Genomic DNA, 19,448 nt, shown 5'->3' with positions numbered 1-19,448 from the left:
TAATTATTGCTTATTATGATAAGCAATAATTAAATTTGATAGTAACAATTCATTGTAAATCTACTTTTGTTTTTGTTCGAATTATAAATCCAAACAAAAATTCTATACATTTACCTATCAGAACCTTTGTATATTTGTTCCGTAATTATCCATCGTGAAACAAGCCATCAAAATAGCTCTCCTTATATTCTATGTGTTTTTCAACGCAGGACTGAGCTATTCTATGCATTATTGCGGAGATGATTTGCAGCGGATCAATGTTTTTGCCGAGTACAAAACATGCTGTGAATCCAATACGCCAATGCCCGGATGTTGCGATGATGTTTCCAATTTGGAATTGCCCAATACAGATCAGCAGGTTACAGATTTACTGGACTTCCAAGCATTTGTTTCTGGATATTTGGCTCCTATTTTTCAATTTGAAATTTCTTCAATTCTATTGAATGGAGATGAGAAAATCACATTTTCAGATTCCTCACCCCCCATATTTCACAATACTCCGATACATATTTTTTGTCAGGTATTCCTGATATGATTTTACCGCTCCCAAAGGAAGCGAAGAGATAAAGAATGCAAAGGTTTCATTCCAAGCTTATTCCTATGCCAAAGAATTTTAGGCTTGCAGATCTGTTGGGTTTTTAAAGCCTGACAGGTCTGACAATCACTATCTAGAGTCTTTATCATCTCTTTCGTACATTAGCCCCGGTTCTGGGGGCATAATCCACTGATACCTAATATCCATCATTAGCTGTTTCACTTATAAAAAGTTGGATCAGATCAATAGTAGTTAGTGAAAAAAACTATGCTGAACAATATCATCAAATTCTTCCTCGAAAATAAACTGGTCACGGTAATCCTCCTAGTCCTTGTAGTGGCTTGGGGTATCATAGTATCTCCTTTCAATTGGAACACTGGCTTTTTGCCCAATGATCCAGTTCCAGTAGATGCCATTCCAGACATTGGCGAAAACCAACAGATAGTCTTCACTGATTGGATGGGGCGCTCTCCACAGGATGTGGAGGATCAGATTACCTACCCTTTGACTACATCTTTGCTAGGGATGCCTGGGGTAAAGTCCATCCGTAGCACTTCCATGTTTGGGTTTTCTTCCATTTACCTGATTTTTGAGGAAGATGTAGAGTTCTATTGGAGTCGGTCGAGAATTTTGGAAAAGCTCAATTCTCTCCCTTCGGGTTTATTGCCGGATGGAGTACAGCCGAAGCTTGGTCCTGATGCGACGGGATTGGGACAAGTCTATTTCTATACATTGGAGGGAAGGGATGAAAAAGGCAATCCTGCGGGAGGATGGGATTTACATGAGTTGAGGAGTGTCCAGGATTACTATGTGAGGTATGGCTTAGCAGGTACAGAGGGTGTGGCTGAGGTAGCAAGCATTGGTGGGCATGTGAAAGAATATCAGGTGGATTTGGATCCTGTGGCCATGAAAGCCCATAATGTCTCCATGATGCAAGTAATGAATGCCATCAAGCAGTCAAATTTGGATGTTGGAGCCAATACCATGGAGATCAATCAGGTGGAGTATATAGTCCGTGGATTGGGTTATGTAAAGTCATTGGATGATATAGAATTGGCTGTGGTCAAAATGACCAACAATGTCCCGCTGAGGATAAAAGACATCGCCAAAGTGAACATCGGGCCAGCCAGTCGGGCTGAAAGGGCAATTTTGGATAAAGGTGGAGCGGAAGCAGTCGGGGGTGTGGTAGTCGCTAGGTATGGAGATAACCCACTACAGGTAATTGATGCCATCAAGTCCAAAATCAATGAAATATCCCCTGGTCTCCCAAGCAAAACGCTGGAGGATGGTACTGTTTCGAAAGTGACGATTGTACCATTCTACGACCGGTCTGGTTTGATCAAAGAAACGCTCAATACCCTGAATGAAGCCATCAGCTTACAGATATTGGTAACGATCATTGTGATTTTGGTGATGGTTTTCAATTTAAGGGCTTCTATTCTTATTTCTTCGTTGCTGCCAATGGCAGTACTGATGTGTTTCATTATGATGAAATATGTGGGGGTTGATGCGAATATTGTGGCTTTGTCGGGTATTGCCATCGCCATTGGGACTATGGTGGATTTGGGGATTATCCTCAATGAAAATATCCTCCGCCACCTTGAATTTCCCGAAAGTCAAAAAACCAAATTGCAGGTTATTTATGAAGCTACTACAGAGGTCGCTTCTGCCATACTGACCGCCGTATTGACCACTATAGTCAGTTTTTTGCCTGTGTTTACATTACAGGCAGCAGAAGGGAAGTTGTTTGGACCATTGGCATATACCAAGACATTTGCTTTGATTGCAGCATTGATTTTCACTTTGGTGTTTATGCCGGCATTTGCCCATTGGGTTTTTGGGGCAAAATTGAAATCTGGTAAATATAAGGCCATCCTCAATTTTGGGATGTTGGTTCTGGGTATGTTTTTGCTTTTCCACTTCCCTTGGGCTGGGGTTGTGTTGATGGCATTTTCACTCAATCACTTATTCCATTTTTATTTTCCCGGGAAAATAGCAAATGGAAAATTCAAAAGTTGGATTTCCATGGCCATAGCTGTGTTGGCAGTGACAGTTCTATTGGCCTATGAATGGAGGCCTTTGGGCTTGACGCAATATGTGTTTACTAATTTCATATTTATTGGCCTTGTCATAGGGACTGTCCTGGGGGGCTTCACGCTTTTTATCCGTTACTATTCCAATTTGTTGAGGTGGTGTCTGGAAAATGCAAAAACCTTCTTCATCCTTCCGCTTTTGATTATCTTTTTTGCGGTCAATATTTGGTTGGGATTTGGGAATGTTTTTGGTTTTGTGGCCAAAGGTTTTGACCAAATCGGATGGAATGTGAGGACTACAGCCATTTGGTCTGGTCTTTCACATTCAATTCCCGGGATGGGCAAGGAATTCATGCCAGCCTTGAATGAAGGGTCATTTTTACTGATGCCGACGTCTATGCCCCACTCTGGCGTGGAGGCAAATATGCAAATAGTCAAGCAACTTGATATGCTGGTCCAGGCGATTCCAGAAGTGGATCAGGTGGTGGGGAAAGCAGGGCGTGCAGAAAGCCCGTTGGATCCTGCCCCCATGTCCATGTATGAAAATATCATCAATTACAAGACCGAATACCTACAGGATGAGAATGCCCAAAAACTCCGATTCAAGGTCGATCGAAATGGGAATTACCAGCTAGAGGTAGCTTCCAAAAGCTGGTGGTATGACCGAAAGGATGGGGCTATATGGGATGATGAAAAACAATATATGGAAGAGGATCAGCGAAGGGTTGTGATCCGAAATATCCCCAAATATTTGGTGGCAGATGAAAGAAAAGGCCAGTATTTCCGTCAGTGGCGGGATGAGATCAAGACACCGGATGATATTTGGGATGAAATCCAAATCCGTACCTCAAATATACCGGGGGTAACTTCTGCCCCAAAGTTGCAGCCTATAGAAACTCGCTTGGTTATGCTTCAGACGGGGATGAGGGCCCCCATGGGAATGAAAGTTTATGGGCCGGATTTGGAGACGATCGAAGGATTCAGTCTGAAATTGGAAGCGCTACTGAAGGAAGTGCCATCAGTAAAAGCTGAGGCAGTATTTGCTGATCGGTCATTGGGGAAACCATATTTGGAGATTGATTTGGATCGATCCAAATTGGGGAGGTTTGGATTGAATGTGGCAGATGTCCAGGAATTTATCGAAGTGGCGATAGGAGGGATGACATTGAGTACTACAGTAGAGGGTCGGGAGCGCTATGCCATCCGGGCAAGATATGCCAGGGAGTATAGAGATGATCCTGAGGCGTTGAAGCGGATATTGATCAGTACACCTACAGGTGCCCAAATTCCATTGGCGCAATTGGCAGAGATCAACTACAGGCCGGGTCCAATGATGATCCGTGGGGAAAACACCTTTCTGGTAGGATACGTGCTTTTTGATAAAAAAGACGGTTTTGCAGAAGGGACTGTGGTTGAGAATGCCAAGGAGTTTATCCAGCAAAAAATTTCTTCAGGAGAATTGGATGTTCCGCCAGGTGTTTCATTTGCTTTTTCCGGGAGCTACGAAAACCAGATCCGTGCAGAAAAACGCTTGGCAATAGTGATACCTCTTTCCCTAGCCGTGATCTTTCTGATACTCTACTTCCAATTTAGATCAACAGCGATGGTCTTGATGATCTTCTCTGCGATTGCGATGGCGTTTTCGGGAGGGTTTATGATGCTTTGGTTCTATGGACAGGATTGGTTTTTCGATTTCAATTTTCTTGGAACCAATATGCGTGAGCTCTTTCAAATGCGGACATTCAATTTGTCAGTGGCAGTCTGGGTTGGTTTTATTGCATTGTTTGGGATAGCGACTGATGATGGGGTAGTCATGGGGACTTATTTGAAGCAGAGTTTTGATAAATCGAGTCTGGAAAGTATAATGGAAATCAGAAATGCAGTCGTAGAAGCAGGATTGAAAAGAGTGAGGCCCTGTCTTATGACCACCGCGACTACCTTGTTGGCCTTATTGCCAGTATTGACCAGTTCCGGCCGCGGTTCCGATATCATGATCCCCATGGCCATCCCAGCATTTGGAGGGATGATGGTAGCACTCATTTCTTTGTTTATAGTACCTGTGTTGTATGGGAGGTATAGGGAGATGCTATTAAGAAAAGATATTGGTTGAAATTAAGTTCGTGAAATATTTTGGAAATATGCTGAAGCGATATAAAGTAGAAATACGCCAACGGCGAAATAGGGATAAAAAATGATTTAGTTGATAAATGATATGGATATGGATGAGAAAAAGAAGTTTATACCTCTAAAGGATTTGGAGATATATCAATTGGCAAGGAAGCTTTCCTCGGTTGCATGGAAGGTATACTCAAGACTTTCTTATCAGGAAAAAAAGGTGTGGGGAGATCAAATGTTGGAGTCTGTTGATTCAGTGGGTGCTAATATTGCGGAAGGATATGGCAGGTATCATTATTTGGAAAAAATTCGGTTTTATTATATAGCTAGAGCCTCATTGTCTGAAGGAAAAGAACATTGGTTGGATTTAGGTTTTGAAAGAGGCTTGATTATATCCGAAGAATGGGATGATATCTGTTCGATTCACCTTCCGTTACAGGTCAAGCTCAACAATACTATTTCAAAAACCTATGAATCAAAGAAAGGAGGCAAAAATGAAAGGTGATAAGCGTTTAACTTCAATTATGGGAGAAGCAAGGTTCTGTTTTGCAAATTATTTCAACCTTATTTCAACTTATATCCATCATGTTTGCTTCAGATTACAATTTGTTTCTATGGGTTTCCAGAATCCTAACAACTTAGAATATGGTCTGAGGCTAAAATTTATTTCAACCTTATTTCTACTTATTTCCATCATATTTCAATCTGAAAGTCAAACAATAAACCAATACCTCCAAATATCAACCGAAAACAATCCCAGCCTTCAGGCTTCATTCAAAGCTTACCAGGCCAGTCTTGAAAAAGTCAATCAGGTAAGTCTTGAAAATCCCCAGTTGAATATCGGAGTGTTTACCAAGCCGATGGAATTGCTGATGGGTAACCAGAGGGCAGAGGCTACTTTGATGCAGATGTTTCCTTGGTTTGGGATGTTGAAGACCCAAAAAGATGAAGCGACTCTGATGGCTGAGGCGAAATACGAGGAGTTCAGGCAGCAACGGAATGTGATCCTTTACCAAGTAAAGGAAACATATTACGGACTTCAGCAAATCCAAAATACCATCAATGTTACAAAGTCCAATTTGGAAATCTTGAAATCACTTGAAGAATTGGCGATTATCCGCTATCAGGGAGGTAGCACTTCTGACGCTGCTGTTGCTGTTTCCAATGTTGTGAAGAATCCTTCAAAACCAAGCCAAAGCAATGCTTCGGATGGAATGGGGATGGAAGGGAGCTCGTCTAATATGCTCTCTGGAACAGGGGGGGCTTCGGGAGGGGCTTCTTCCATGTCAAACATGGGGGTTGGAGGTTCAGGAAAACTAAGTGACATTCTCCGCCTCCAAATTCAGATTAAGGCTTTGGAAAGTGATTTGGGACAATTGGAAGTTGATAAAAAGCCATTGTTGGCTAGGTTCAATCAATTGCTTGGCAGAGAGAGTAATGAGCCAGTCAGTTTTGAGTCCGAGGTGACTACAGAGGTAGATTTTGGTTGGGAAACAGCCATGTTGGAGAATATTTTGGATACCAACCCTATGTTGCTGATGCTTGAGAAAGAAGGATTGGCATACCAGAAACAAGGTGAAATGGCTAAGTTGGAAGGAAAGCCCATGTTCGGGTTGGGGGTGAATTATATGCTTTTCTCCCCGAGACCTGAATCTGGTGTAGTAGGTGGCATGAATGGAATGGATTACATGCCTGCAGGTATGGGAAACAACATGGTCATGCCGATGGCAACGGTAACATTGCCGATTTACAGAAAGAAATACAAGTCCAAGCAAGCGGAATCAAAACTCTGGTGGGATTCCAATGAAAAACAAAAAGAGGATTTGGAAAGAAATCTAGAAACTGAATTTGAAACCATCCTTGCTTCAATCAAAAATGCTGAGCGAAAGATCAAGTTGTTGGATGAACAGATCAAACTCACCGAACAGACCTTGGAACTTACCATCACGGCCTATGCGACTGAGGGAAGTTCCTTCGAAGAAATTCTAAGTATCCAAAGGGAATTGTTGGAATACAGACTGAATGCCCTGAATACCATAATAGATAGGGAAATGGGATTTGCGAAGTTGGAAACTTTGGTCGGGTATTGAGAAATAAGAGACGAGAGGCAAGAGACAAGAAGCGAGAAGCGAGAAGACTCTTCAAGAAGCAAAGACATGACATAAGACAGATGCCCTGAAAAGCCTGTCCCGAGAATATCGGGAGGCATCTGACACAAACATAGGGTTTTTAACCCTATGTTAAGATGAAAAAAAGGAGATCAATTTTGCCCTGAAGGGGCAATTGAATGGTTATTAGAAGGATGTAAAAACAATGAAAAAAGTGTCAACTATTTTCAGGACGTGACAGAGTAAAATCTAAAAAAAATGAAAACAAATAAAAACATTGCAATCATAATCATCGGCTGTCTATTCTTTGGGGCGGTGGCAGGATGGTTGATCCGTGGGGGAAATGAAGAGCATCCTGAAGGAGAGCATACCCATATAGACGAAGACGGGGTGGAATATACCTGCTCCATGCATCCGCAGATCAGACAAAATGAACCTGGCCAATGCCCATTGTGCGGCATGGCGCTGACTCCAGTCAACAATAAGAAAGGGGCAGACAGCAGTCCGTTCGTTCTTGAGATGACACCGGAGGCGGTTGCGCTTTCCAATGTGAAAATAGCTAGGGTAAAGTCTGGAGCTGGAACTGGGAAAATTGTGCTTACGGGCAAAATCCAACCCAACGAGCAAAGAAGCAAAAACCTGACTGCCAATTACACCGGGAGGGTAGATCAGCTTTATGTGAACTTCACAGGGCAGGAAGTCAGAAAAGGAGAGAAATTGGCGACGATTTATTCCCCCGAATTGGTCAATGCGCAAAAGGAGCTTTTGGAAACCGCTAAAATAAAAGAAAGCCAGCCTGCTTTGTACCGAGCCAGCAAAGAGAAATTGAGGTTGTGGAAAATTTCCGAGGATCAGATAGCTTCGATCGAAAGCTCTGGTACAGTGGAGACGCAATTTGATATTTATTCGGATATTTCTGGTATTGTGATAGGGCGTAATGTGTCTGTAGGTGATTTTGTGAATCGAGGCACATCACTTTTTTCAATCGTAGACTTGAGCAATATCTGGGTGATGTTGGATGCTTATGAATCTGATTTGGGAGCTATCAAGAAAGGCAATGAATTGACCTTTGAGGTTTCCGCATATCCAGGAAAGGAATTTAAAGCCAAAGTATCATACATCGATCCTGTTTTGAATCCGGATACCCGTACAGTTGGCATACGTGCTGAGGCTGTAAATCCGAATGGGGAGTTGAAGCCAGAGATGTTTGTTTCGGCAACAATTTCCACTTCTCTTACTAATCAGGTTGGTTTGATGATTCCCAAAACATCCATTTTGTGGACTGGACCAAGATCTGTGGTCTATGTGCAAAAGGGTAGTTCAGAAGCACCAGCATTCGAAATGCGAGAGGTAGAAGTAGGGGCAAGGGTAGGAGAGGATTATTTGGTGATTTCAGGATTGGAAGAAGGGGATCAGGTAGTGAGCAACGGGGTTTTTGCCATTGATGCTGCGGCTCAGCTGAGCGGCAATTATAGCATGATGACTAGGCCTGAAGTGAAGTCTATGGATGTACCCAAGGAGTTTACCGAGCAATTGGCTGCTGTTGTGAAAAGCTATATGAAGATCAAAGATGCTTTGGTGAAATCAGAGGCTAAAGTTGTTCAGGATGCGGTCAAGCCTGCCAAAATAAACCTGTCCAATGTGGATATGAAATTGTTGGATGGTGATGCCCACGATATTTGGATGGATTTATTGAAGCCGATTCAGGGCAGTTTGGATAAAATCTCCCAGCTCAATGATGTAGAAGAACAGAGAGTGCATTTTGAGACTTTATCGGATAATTTGATCGAGGCAGTGGAATATTTTGGTGTGGCAGGAAATACTCTTTACCGACAATATTGCCCAATGGCTTTCAGGGATCAAGGGGCGTATTGGCTAAGTGAGGAAAAGGAAATCAGAAACCCTTACTTTGGGGACATGATGCTGACATGTGGGGAAGTAAAGGAAACTTATCAGGTAGGGAAAAAGGTGGTTTCGGGCTCAGGAAATCAACCAGAAATAAAAGTAGGTCATCAGCATTGATTGAAAAATAGTAGAAATGCGATAGAAATAGGTTGGGTAAGCATTATCATTCAGCCTATTGCAACAAAAACACATCAAAATCAAAACATAAGAAATATGAATTTTAAGCAAGCATTGATTTTAGCAATGGTAGTATTTTCCTGTTCTGCACCGAAAGAGGAAGGAAAAGCAGTGGTTAATGAACATGAGCAACATGATCATTCTGCACATTCCGATACGTCAAATTCGAAGAGTCCGAGGACTGCATCAATGGCGAATATAGGATCCAATCATGTACATATCGACTACTCTGCCCCAAGTGTGAGAGGAAGGCATATATTTGGAGGCTTGGTAGCATTGGATGAAGTATGGGTTACAGGTGCTCATTCTGCTACTACAATATCTTTTTCAGAAGATATTATGATTGACGGAAACATTATAGCCAAGGGTAAATATGCTCTTTTCACCATTCCAAAGGAAAAAAGTTGGACAGTGATTCTAAATTCTAATTTTGCGCAACACTTGGCGGATGATTATGATCAGAGTGAAGACGTACTTCGGGTGGAAGTTGAAAACATTGAATCAATTGAACCTGTCGAACAGCTGAGGTTCGATGTTACAAGCGCTGGAAATGAAAATGGTGAACTAGCTTTTTATTGGTCTAATAGAGGGTTTCTGTTAAGTCTTTCAAAGGGGACTATCTAAGTCCTCTTTATTTCTTGAAATTCAATGCACTTGAACTATGGATACTGTCTTGAAGTGCCCGGTCTAGTTTTGAGGCTTCTTCCTTAAGGAGTTGGAGGTATTCTGTGATTTCGTTGATGTTGTTCTTTGGTTCCATTACTTCCAAGACGCCAAGGATGTTGGCTAGTTTGGAACGCATCATATGGGATTGGTTGAAAGTCAATTCCTTTAGGAATTGATTTTGCCTTTCAAGGATGATTTCAGATTTTTTCTTTTCTGAAATATCAAAGAAACAGCCAACCATGTTTAGGGGCAAGCCTGCATCGTTCCATTTGATTACTTTTCCATAGGCAATAGACCAAATTTCTTTGCCTGAGATTGTAATAATCCTAAGTTCGCTGTGAAAGGGGATTTTGCCATAACTTGTAAAATGATCTTCAAGCTGTTGGTTTGACTTTTCCCTGTCTTGGGGATGGATATGCTTTTTCCATTTTACTTCAGTTATGTCATTGGATATCAGGTCGTATCCTAGCATGGTCCTAAGGGATACACTCAAAATATCCGATTTGTTTTCTAAATCCCAAATCCAAAAACCAATAAGATTGTCTTCGAAAAGCCCTTCCATAATTTCATTCTTGATTTGGTGCTCATAGATGAAATCTGGAAATTCTATTGTTTTCTCATTGTTTTTTAAGATATCATGACCTATCCCCAATACGGTATAATCAGATTCGTTTTTTTGCTCTATGGTAAATTCCCAGTGTGTCCAATGAAAGTCTGATGCATCATCATTGACTTTTCTCAAATCCAACTGGAAATTTTTATCTTTTTTCCCTAGAGTCTTTTGAAGGGAATTTTGAAAACTTATAAAATCTTTTGGAAACAATATTTCACCAAAAGATTGTCCTACGAACGATCCTTCGAAGATTGATGGTTGATAGTTCAGTTTGTGGTTGGTTTCTAGAACATTTCCATTTTTGTCCAACTTTAACAGGTAAAAATAATTGGATCCCATCATAGGGGACATTTCTTTCTCAACCATATCTAATGCTATTTCCATTGTCCAAAATTAGTATTTTAATCAATATCTATAACTACAAAAAACAAAAAAAATTGTATAAAATACAAAAAAATATATTTAAAAATATTTATTGTAAATAAACAGCTATTAAATTGTATTTAAACAAAAAGAGGAGCTTAAAGCTCCTCTTGATTATTTTTTATTTCCTCTTCATCATACTGCATCAGTTCTGCCTCTTCCTCCTCTGGGTCAAAATCCTCCTGATGCTCTTCCTCAGTTTCGGGCTCTTCTTCTTTTGGTTTATTGGAAGCCCTCACCTCTTCCCGTCTTTCCTGATCTGCCTTGACCTCACTCAAAGGTTTTAGGTTTGCTGCAGGCGGGGGTAATAATTCCTCATCATCTTTTTCGTAAGGGAATATTTCTACGATTGGACTTTCGGTTACCTCGGGTACACGGAATGTGACTAGCATATTGTCTAGGCTTTCAAAGATCCTTTCGAATGCCTCTTTGACATCATGTGCTGTCACCAACATGAATTGGGTTACTTTTTTCTCCTTTCCACTGTCTGCATCTGTGACGATGTAAGTGATTTTGCATTTGTGCCAAATATCTATGTCGTCGTAGAAAAAAACATCGACAATATTGCTTTTGCTGATATTGGTGACTTGAAAATCCCCCCTGATCACAGATCCTAGCATGTCATATATCCTAGCTTCGGCTTCGGTAAAAGATACGGCATCTACCAAGTATTGCTCAGACACACTTTTGAGCAATCCCTCTTCATTTTCCTTAGCATATTTTACTTTACACAAGAACCAAACTCTCATATTTTTCTATTTAATAAGTGCGATTGCGAAGGTAGTGGATATTGCCAAAAGCTACAATCAAATGTGGTCATTTCCAGTTTGATTTTTGTTAATTTTTTCTATGGAATCATTTGATTAGGAAATACAAAATTGATTTCCCTTAGCAATTGTGCAATTACTTTTCTCTAAAATAAAAATTGCTGTATATTACCCTTAAGTATTGGTCTATGTGGAATAAAATTAATTATAGCTTTCCTGTTCAGTTGTTTTTCATGCATTTGAAAAAGAACATCCCGCTGTTGTTGTTCTGGGTGTTGTTGGTTTTGGTAATCCTTCAGAAATTTGGGACTGTGCTTGGCATACCGTTTTTGTTTTTGGATCCGGAATACCTGAATGAAGTCTCTTGGAAAGGCTTTTTTTTAATGGGGATAGCTTTTGGGGTCTTCACCATGGCATTTCATATGACTAGCTATATTCTTGATGGAGCCAAATTCAAATTCCTTGCGGTTATCCCAAAGCCATTTATTCAGTTTTGTGTCAACAATGGAATCATCCCATTGGGATTTTATTTGCTATATTTTTATAGTTTCATAAGTTTTCAATTGGATAATGAACACGATAGTTTATGGGAGATAGTTGAGTTTTTTCTTGGGTTTTCCGGTGGGACGATCCTGATATATTCGGTGATTTTTGCATACTTCGCCTTTACCAACAAGGACTTTTTTGTAATCTTCGCAGACTCTGTAGAGAAGAGCCTCCGCAAGACCAAGATCCCCAGGGCGAATATCCTCCGGCAAATCAAAGAGAATAAAGAGTCGAAGGATAAGGTTTTGAATTACATAGATATCCGACGTGGGATCGAGCCTGTAAGAAAGGACCTTTCCAAATTTGAAAGCCATCAACTTCTGAGGGTGTTTGACCAAAACCACCTCAATCTTTTTGTTATCCAAAGTGTTTTGATTGGTTTGATCTTGTTTTTGGGCTTTTTTAGGGAGTATCCTATTCTTCAGATTCCAGCTGCGGTGAGTGCTACACTTTTGTTGTCCATTATCATGATGCTGGTAGGTGCCTTGGCTTTCTGGTTGAGGGAATGGCTGATTCCGGCAATGATCACGGCTGTTCTGGTTTTTAATTTCCTCTCAAAATCAGAATTGTTGAATAGACCCCATACTGCATTTGGAATGGATTATGAAGTGACGCCAGCGGTCTATAGTTTGGAGAATCTGCAAAAACTTCTTCATCCTGATACATTGGAAAAGGACAGGGAAATGACACTTCGGATCCTCGATAATTGGAAAGCGAAATTCCCAGCTGATCAAAAACCAAGGATGATATTCATAACTACCAGTGGTGGAGGCCAGAGGGCGGCCCTATGGACTTTGAATGTCCTCCAGAATTTGGAGAAAGAAAGTGAAGGAAAGGTTTTCGAGCATACACAGATGATCACCGGTGCATCTGGAGGGATAGTTGGAGCTGCATTCTTTAGGGAGTTATACTTGAAAAAGCTTGAAGGTGAGGACTTGGATTATTCAGATAGAAAATACCTTGATCAGATCTCATCTGATAATCTCAATCCAATCATTTTCACATTGTTGGTAAATGATCTTTTTATCAGGAACCAATATTACGACTATAATGGTAGAAAATATTTGCAAGACAGGGGTTTTGCCTTTGAAAACCAGCTCAATATCAATACCGAGGGGATTATGGATAAGCCTCTTTCAGCCTATGCAATGCCGGAGTTTAAAGGTAAAATCCCCATGCTTCCCATTACGCCTCTGATAACCAATGATGGGAGAAAGCTTTTTATAGCCCCACATTCTATGTCATACATGGGGATCTCGGCAAAGCAATCAGAAGGGATAGATGAAAAAAGCCAAAGCATTGATTTTATGCGCTTATTTAAGGATCAAGATGCAAAGAATCTTAGATTTATCAGTGCTTTGAGAATGGGAGCGACTTTCCCATTTATCACACCACATATCCAATTGCCTTCAACGCCACAGATGGAAACCATGGATGCGGGTTTGTCGGATAATTTTGGGATTCAGGATGCATTGAGGTTTTTGTATGTCTTTCAAGATTGGATTGCCGAAAATACTTCCGGGGTTACCCTGTTGACAATCCGGGATTCTGAAAAATCCACAGAGATCGACCAAAGAATCCATCCTACCCTCTTTCAGAAATTATCCACTCCTTTGAAAAATATCCTGATCAATTGGGATAATATTCAAACCCTGAACAATGAAGTGCTCTACAACCTATTCAAAGAGTCTATGGGTTTTGACTTGGATAGGATAGAGTTCGAGTACTCTACAAGCCAATTTTTAAGAGAAAGAGGACTTGTGGATTCCGTTGGGGTGGTGAACCAGGAGCAACAGGAAATCCAAAGGGCATCTCTCAACTGGAGGTTGACTGCCAGGGAAAAGGTGTCAATAATAGATAATATCAAAAGTGTCCAGAATAGAGATGCGCTTAGAAAGGTAAGGGGAATTAGATATTTGGTTCCTGAGGTGGACTGATCAATCGATTTCCAATTTCTCGGCAAAACGTTCCAATGCTTCCGGCTTTCCTACTGCATAGACGATGTCACCCAATTTCAGCTTTTCATTCCCCGTGATTTCTGAAATAGTTGCACTTTTTCTTTTGATGGCTACGATATTGATCCCAAATACATCTCTGATCTTAGCTTCTCTCAAGGATTTGTTGATGAAGTCCCCCGAATCCTTTTCGACTTTCAAACCCACAAAATTAATGTCCGGTAGATCAACTTTGAATCTGGAATTTGCTTCTGGGGATAGGTTTCTGAACATTTCGTAATTGTGTGACCTTACTTCCACTGTAAAATCATCGATATCATGTTTTGGGACAAGGTATTTGTTCAATACCCTGGTGAAAATCTCTATCGAAGTCTCAAATTCTTCTGGAATCACCTCATTTGCCCCTAGTTTAATATTTTCCTCCATTTCTCCCAAATAGCGTGTCCTGACGATGATGTATGGGTTTTGGGTGATGTGCCGAATAGATGCGATGATCCTTTTGGTTGCTTCGGGGTTGGAAATGGCGATTACAGCGACCCGCGCCTTATGGATGTTGACATGTTCCAATACGGTATCATTTGCAGCATCACCATACATGATTGGCTCGCCTTTCATGGATTCCACTTTGACGGTTTCGGGATTTGTCTCAATGATGGAGTAGGGGATGTCTGCAGATTTTGCTGCTTTAGAGAGGTTTCTGCCATTCAGTCCATAGCCAATGATGACAAGATGGTCTTTGAGCTCTTTGGTATCTAGGATTATATTCGGAAGACTATCATTCCCAAATTTCCTGCTCAACCTGCTAGGCAATGGTAAATTCAGGATTCCACATGCCATTTCTTCCCTTTTTTTCAATACAAAAGGGGTGATTGTCATGGTCAAGATGGAAATTGCAAGAAAATACTGGTAGGTATTTGGATCCAACAGATTATATTTCAACCCTTCCTTTGCCAAGAGTAAGGAGAATTCACCTACTTGGAAAATCGAAAATGCAACCATAAAGGCTTCTTTGAAGCCCTGACCGATAGCTTTTACAGAGATGGCAACTACCAGGAATTTGACCACGAATGTCAAGGCGGTAAGCCCAAGAATGACGAAAATATGCTCATACAGGAAAGTGATATCGAACAACATCCCTACTGATACAAAGAAAAAGCTCAAGAAGATTTCCCTGAATGGCAGGATCTTGCCGGTGGCATGGTGACTATAGTCCGACTCACTGATAATCAATCCTGCCAAAAATGCCCCAAGACCAAGAGAAAGCCCTAGCAATGAGGTGACGTAAGCTACAGCGAAGCAAGTCAAAATAATGCTGAGTAGAAACAACTCTTCACTCCTTGTTTTGGTCACCCGAAACAACAGCTGTGGGATGATGTATTTTGCACTGACAATGGTAAGCAATATCACCAAAGCACCCTTGAGTGCCAAGTACAGCAGTGAAAGGAGTACATTGTCCGATTCTCCAGCCAACATCGGGGTGAATAGCATCAAGGGGACGATTACCACATCTTGGAAAATCAAAATGGCTAAGGTGGTCCTACCGGGGATGGTATTGACTTGTCCATATTCTTGTAGGAGTTTCAGTACGATCGCCGTGCTACTCAGTGCAAACAGAAATCCGAAAAATACTGCAATATTCCAATCAAACCCAAAAACATAGCACAGTAGTGTGGTAGCCAAGATTGTAAGTCCTACTTGCAGGGATCCTCCAATGAAAACAGCTTTTTTGATGGACAGCAAACTCTTCAATGAAAATTCCATCCCAATCACAAAGAGCAATAAAATCACCCCAACTTCGGAAAGGACTTCCACCGCAGTAGAGGCATTGACCAATGATAATCCATAAGGGCCGGCAATGGCTCCTGTAAACAAAAAACCGATAATCGTTGGGATCTTTAGCCTCATAAAGAGGAGTATAACCAATGTAGCCAAGCCAAAAATGACCACTATATCAGATAACAATGGCATTTCTACACTTGCAAGAGTTAGGTAATTCATAAAAAAGGTTTTGGGTAAGTTTCAATTCAAAGTTGAAAATACAACTTTGCTGTCTTTAATCCCAGACAAGGAGTTGACTTTTTGAATTAAAAAACGCTGTTGCAGAAAGTCTTTTGGAGATGTAGATTTTTAGTCTGTAGTGATTAAAGTAAATCGGGTTCATGGAATAATTAAAGTTGAGGTTTAAATAGTTAAATAAAGTATCTTGGGGCATCAGAAGTGTTAAATTGGAAGTGGTTTGGAATATGTTTTAATTGTCCCTACTTTTGCACCTCAAAAAAATCAAACTAATTATTTAAACAAACAAAATGTGCACTATGACAGCACCAAAAGTATCTAATGGATTTTTTCTAACACTAAGTCTTCTGATGGGTTTATTGCTCATTTCGTGTTCAGAGGATGAATTTTTTGAGAAAAATATTACAGGAAAGGCATTGAATACCTCGATCAAAGAGGAGAATATGACAAAATTTGCAAGGGTTTTATCAAAAGCCGTCTATGAAAGAAAAGATGTGCGGGCATTTTTGAAGCAAGAATCCTTAAAACAATTCGATAAGAACTATGATGTTTTGTATTATCTGGTAAAAGATGAGATGATTGGCGAAGAGTCATTTCGGGATATCCTGATTTCTTACTCATCTGTGGAGGATCTTGAAAAAATAGAAAGGAGTATCCCATTGTTGAACATTTATGTATCAAAAATCGAGTTTTTTGATGTGCTTCCGGAAAATCTGGATACCGATGATACTGAAATTCCGGTGATCGTATCAAAAAAATCCGAAAATGCACTCTTTTTCAATGGAATTGAAGAATTGAGTTTTGAGAAGGGAGAAGTTCCAAATTTCCATGTGTTTGTAGTCAATGAAAACAGCAGGGTAATCCTTCCAGAAAACAGCCATAGTATCAGGAGTAGGAGGAGGGTGAGGTTCAGGTCGCCTGCATTTGATGGTATGGATACAAATACAGGAGAAGACAAGTTGTCTGTTGGTTTAGATGACGTTGGACAAAAAGCCATTGAATCCTTCAAATACTTTTTTAAAGATGATGGCAGTAATAGCCAGAAAGGATTTCAAAGGGACTTTATCTATTATGGAATAACGCCTGAAAACCGGACAGGTAGTTTGAACTACTCTGTAACAGAGTATATTCAGTTTTTGGAAATTGACCCCAAAATATATTATGATATTTCCGATCAAAGAAACTCTGAGATATATAATGGTGATCCATTTATCAATAACTCTGGGGTTAAGAGAAAATCAAGAAATGGATATAGTCAAGCAGAATTGATAGATAGAATGTGGTCAAAAGGAGCTTATAATTTTAGGTTTGAGATTTTTTATTCATTTGGTTCTCCAATGATTGTATATGCTCCACTAAGACCTGATCAGATATGGGATTTTAATATAGAGCATTCTTATAGACATTCTACTTGGTTTAGAAAAAGTAAGCACACCTATAAAATTGACCCTTCAAAGTTTACGTCCAAAAGAGTTGTTTTACCGAATCCAATTACCATCGGTAGATGGGATATAAGAAATGAATCCTTGACAAGGTATGTGAAAATATATGAAGAGGATGAAGGTTTAGAACAAATGCATAAAGAAATTTATGAAATGCAGTATGCCCATGGGGCCAATTTTATTGGAAATACTAAAATCAGTCTTGGTCTGAAAGAAGCAGTGAATTCAGAAACTGATGTTGCGGGAGGTGTAGAATCACCAACAACAATAACCAAATCTGGGGAAATTGCGGTCATGAGAAGCATAGAGTCAGACTATTTAGGATGTATAAAGATGTATTTTTATGATCCTGTTTTGCATGATGTTTCGGCTTCCACAAATTCAGCTGTTGTTCATACATATGATACAAGAAGTGTGAAATTAGGACTAGTTGTAAAGTAGATAAACTGCTTTAGGTAACTGTGCAACTTGTAATTGAATGATATTATTACATTGTCAAAAAAATAAAAAAAGCTCCTGGAATCATTTCAGGAGCTTTTTTTGAACCCAATCAACTGATGACCAATAACGGTAATTCAAGTCTTACGAAGTCATTACTCTTTGGCATCTTTCATTTTCAGGAATTCAAGAGGTGTCATCACGGCGATTCTTGAACTTCTGTAATCTTTTATATTTCGAGTGATAATAGCATCTAGCCCCTTTATTTGTAATGCGGAAGAATATTGAATAGAATCCTCAAAATCTTTAAAATCATTTTTTAAGGCTTGTATCACTTCTTTTTTTGTTACTCCTACAATCTTAGTTATTTCGGATAAAGTTTCTACGATCTCGAGAGCTTTTTTATGTCCTAAAAATTTTCTTACAATATAATAAATGTTATTAATGCTTGTAGCCGATAAATGTAATATTACAATGTTCTGTTCATTCAGTTCAAAGAGTTCACTAGCAGGGTTTGCATGAGGCTAACGATCTGTGAAAAAGTCAATGACTACATCTGAATCTATAAATAATTTAAACGCCATATTTTTTTGATAACTCTTCAGTTAATATTTGTTTGTAGTCAAAGTTTTCGTCTATTTTTAATATGCCTCTCAGCTTTTTTACTTTTGGGGAAAGCTGTTCTTCTTTTATTTTTTTTCTGTTTACCGTTACTAGTTTGAAGTAATTTTCAACAAGCTCTGAAAGACTTTGCCCTTTTTCTTTAGCATACTCTTTGGCAATTTCAATCACCTCTTTCTCTATGGTCAGTGTCAATTTGGTATTCATGGTGCTTTTTTATCAAAAATACGTGTTTTATTTATATTTGTCAACACGTATGGATTGATGAAAAGTCACTATTTTCCGAAATTATTCGAGCCACTTATAGAGAACCTATCACCTTGGTCTGTGTTCCCACAGAACAATCCGTCAATTGGACAACTCTCGATGGGTTTCTCTTTTTGAAACTGGTAAAAGCAATTTGCCTGTTAGAATAAATTGATATTTGGATAAAAGTCTAATTTTATGTTAGAGAACCCATCAAGGGTTCAAATCCCTTGATGGGCTCCTATTCAATTTTAAGATTTTGACTTTAAGTGTTTAAACTTGGGTGTCGTATATGATGACTTTTAAAACCATTTCCCAAGCATCAATAAGCAAACCCCAGTTTTTTATAAATAAAATGCATCAACCATGCTGGTCCAATCAAAAGAAATTGAACGTCTTTTAAGAATGATGGTTTTTTGCCTTCGATTTTATGTCCATAAAACTGGAAAATCCAGGAAATGATAAATATGCCTACGGAGATAATCCAAAGTGGGATAGGGGATATCAAGACAATCAGATTGGCAATGGCTAAGCATAGCGCAGAAAAAAAGAACATTCCCAAAGCCAAAGGTGGGGAAATGGAAAGATAATAAACCAATACGATGGCCAATACAACCGTGGCCCAATTGGCAAAGCTCTGGAGAAATGGCAAATAGGTTTCCAAGAGTCCAGATGGGATGCTGAAAATCAATCCTACAATGCTGAAAAAAATGGCAGGGACACAAATCCAATGGATAGTTTTGTTGGTTTCGTTCTGGTGGCTCAAGCCATATTCGTGAAGTAGCATATCTATTTTTCTCATTGGGAATCGGCTTTTGTTGGATGTTTTGGAATATCTGGTT

General features: G+C 39.8%; 13 protein-coding genes and 1 pseudogene. 8 read left to right on the top strand and 6 right to left on the bottom strand.

Annotated features, from left to right (window positions below):
• Positions 1-154 precede the first annotated feature (154 nt).
• The 6 genes from ACFSKL_RS22970 (at position 155) to ACFSKL_RS22945 (ending at position 9,497) form a co-directional block, all read left to right on the top strand.
• Positions 155-535, top strand: a complete 381-nt coding sequence (locus ACFSKL_RS22970; RefSeq protein ID WP_376889745.1) for an HYC_CC_PP family protein — start codon at positions 155-157, stop codon at positions 533-535.
• A 267-nt stretch (positions 536-802) separates the two neighbouring features.
• Positions 803-4,678, top strand: a complete 3,876-nt coding sequence (locus ACFSKL_RS22965; RefSeq protein ID WP_376889744.1) for an efflux RND transporter permease subunit — start codon at positions 803-805, stop codon at positions 4,676-4,678.
• Positions 4,679-4,786: 108 nt separating this feature from the next.
• Positions 4,787-5,188, top strand: a complete 402-nt coding sequence (locus ACFSKL_RS22960; RefSeq protein WP_376889742.1) for a four helix bundle protein — start codon at positions 4,787-4,789, stop codon at positions 5,186-5,188.
• On the top strand, positions 5,154-6,773 hold the full coding sequence (locus ACFSKL_RS22955; RefSeq protein ID WP_376889739.1) for a TolC family protein: 1,620 nt from the start codon (positions 5,154-5,156) through the stop codon (positions 6,771-6,773). Before ACFSKL_RS22960 ends, ACFSKL_RS22955 begins: the two co-directional genes overlap by 35 nt.
• Positions 6,774-7,049: 276 nt before the next feature.
• Positions 7,050-8,813, top strand: coding sequence for an efflux RND transporter periplasmic adaptor subunit (locus tag ACFSKL_RS22950; RefSeq protein WP_376889737.1), 1,764 nt, complete (start codon positions 7,050-7,052; stop codon positions 8,811-8,813).
• Between the two features lie 96 nt (positions 8,814-8,909).
• On the top strand, positions 8,910-9,497 hold the full coding sequence (locus tag ACFSKL_RS22945) for a DUF2911 domain-containing protein (protein WP_376889735.1): 588 nt from the start codon (positions 8,910-8,912) through the stop codon (positions 9,495-9,497).
• Positions 9,498-9,504: 7 nt separating this feature from the next.
• Here the strand turns inward: ACFSKL_RS22945 and ACFSKL_RS22940 are convergent, their stop codons facing one another.
• Both ACFSKL_RS22940 and ACFSKL_RS22935 read right to left on the bottom strand, forming a co-directional pair.
• Positions 9,505-10,536 (bottom strand): PAS domain-containing protein, encoded by a 1,032-nt coding sequence (locus ACFSKL_RS22940; protein WP_376889734.1) that lies wholly within the window; start codon positions 10,534-10,536, stop codon positions 9,505-9,507.
• Between the two features lie 137 nt (positions 10,537-10,673).
• Positions 10,674-11,324, bottom strand: a complete 651-nt coding sequence (locus ACFSKL_RS22935; RefSeq protein WP_376889732.1) for a DUF4494 domain-containing protein — start codon at positions 11,322-11,324, stop codon at positions 10,674-10,676.
• Between the two features lie 206 nt (positions 11,325-11,530).
• Here ACFSKL_RS22935 and ACFSKL_RS22930 point away from each other — a divergent pair, with 206 nt between their 5' ends.
• Positions 11,531-13,825 carry a patatin-like phospholipase family protein gene (locus tag ACFSKL_RS22930; protein WP_376889730.1) on the top strand — a complete coding sequence of 765 codons (2,295 nt, stop codon included), beginning with the start codon at positions 11,531-11,533 and terminating at the stop codon, positions 13,823-13,825.
• Here the strand turns inward: ACFSKL_RS22930 and ACFSKL_RS22925 are convergent, their stop codons facing one another.
• A complete protein-coding gene (locus tag ACFSKL_RS22925; RefSeq protein ID WP_376889728.1) occupies positions 13,826-15,841 on the bottom strand; it encodes a monovalent cation:proton antiporter family protein in 2,016 nt (671 codons plus the stop codon). It abuts the gene before it with no gap.
• Positions 15,842-16,158: 317 nt separating this feature from the next.
• On the opposite strand from ACFSKL_RS22925, the gene ACFSKL_RS22920 reads away from it, so the two are divergent.
• On the top strand, positions 16,159-17,742 hold the full coding sequence (locus ACFSKL_RS22920) for a hypothetical protein (protein WP_376889726.1): 1,584 nt from the start codon (positions 16,159-16,161) through the stop codon (positions 17,740-17,742).
• 152 nt (positions 17,743-17,894) lie between these two features.
• On the opposite strand, the pseudogene ACFSKL_RS22915 reads toward ACFSKL_RS22920, so the two are convergent.
• From ACFSKL_RS22915 to ACFSKL_RS22905, 3 genes and pseudogenes are all read right to left on the bottom strand, one after another.
• A pseudogene (locus ACFSKL_RS22915) lies at positions 17,895-18,242 on the bottom strand (PIN domain-containing protein); the annotation flags it as partial.
• Between the two features lie 70 nt (positions 18,243-18,312).
• Positions 18,313-18,567 carry a DUF6364 family protein gene (locus tag ACFSKL_RS22910; protein WP_376889724.1) on the bottom strand — a complete coding sequence of 85 codons (255 nt, stop codon included), beginning with the start codon at positions 18,565-18,567 and terminating at the stop codon, positions 18,313-18,315.
• A gap of 361 nt (positions 18,568-18,928) precedes the next feature.
• Positions 18,929-19,408, bottom strand: coding sequence for an Mpo1 family 2-hydroxy fatty acid dioxygenase (locus ACFSKL_RS22905; RefSeq protein WP_376889723.1), 480 nt, complete (start codon positions 19,406-19,408; stop codon positions 18,929-18,931).
• Positions 19,409-19,448 lie beyond the last annotated feature (40 nt).

Source organism: Belliella marina (genome assembly GCF_042682445.1).
In the GTDB taxonomy this organism is placed as follows: domain Bacteria; phylum Bacteroidota; class Bacteroidia; order Cytophagales; family Cyclobacteriaceae; genus Belliella; species Belliella marina.
Note: the sequence above shows the minus strand (reverse complement) of the source record. Positions and strands in the feature narration are given on the sequence as shown.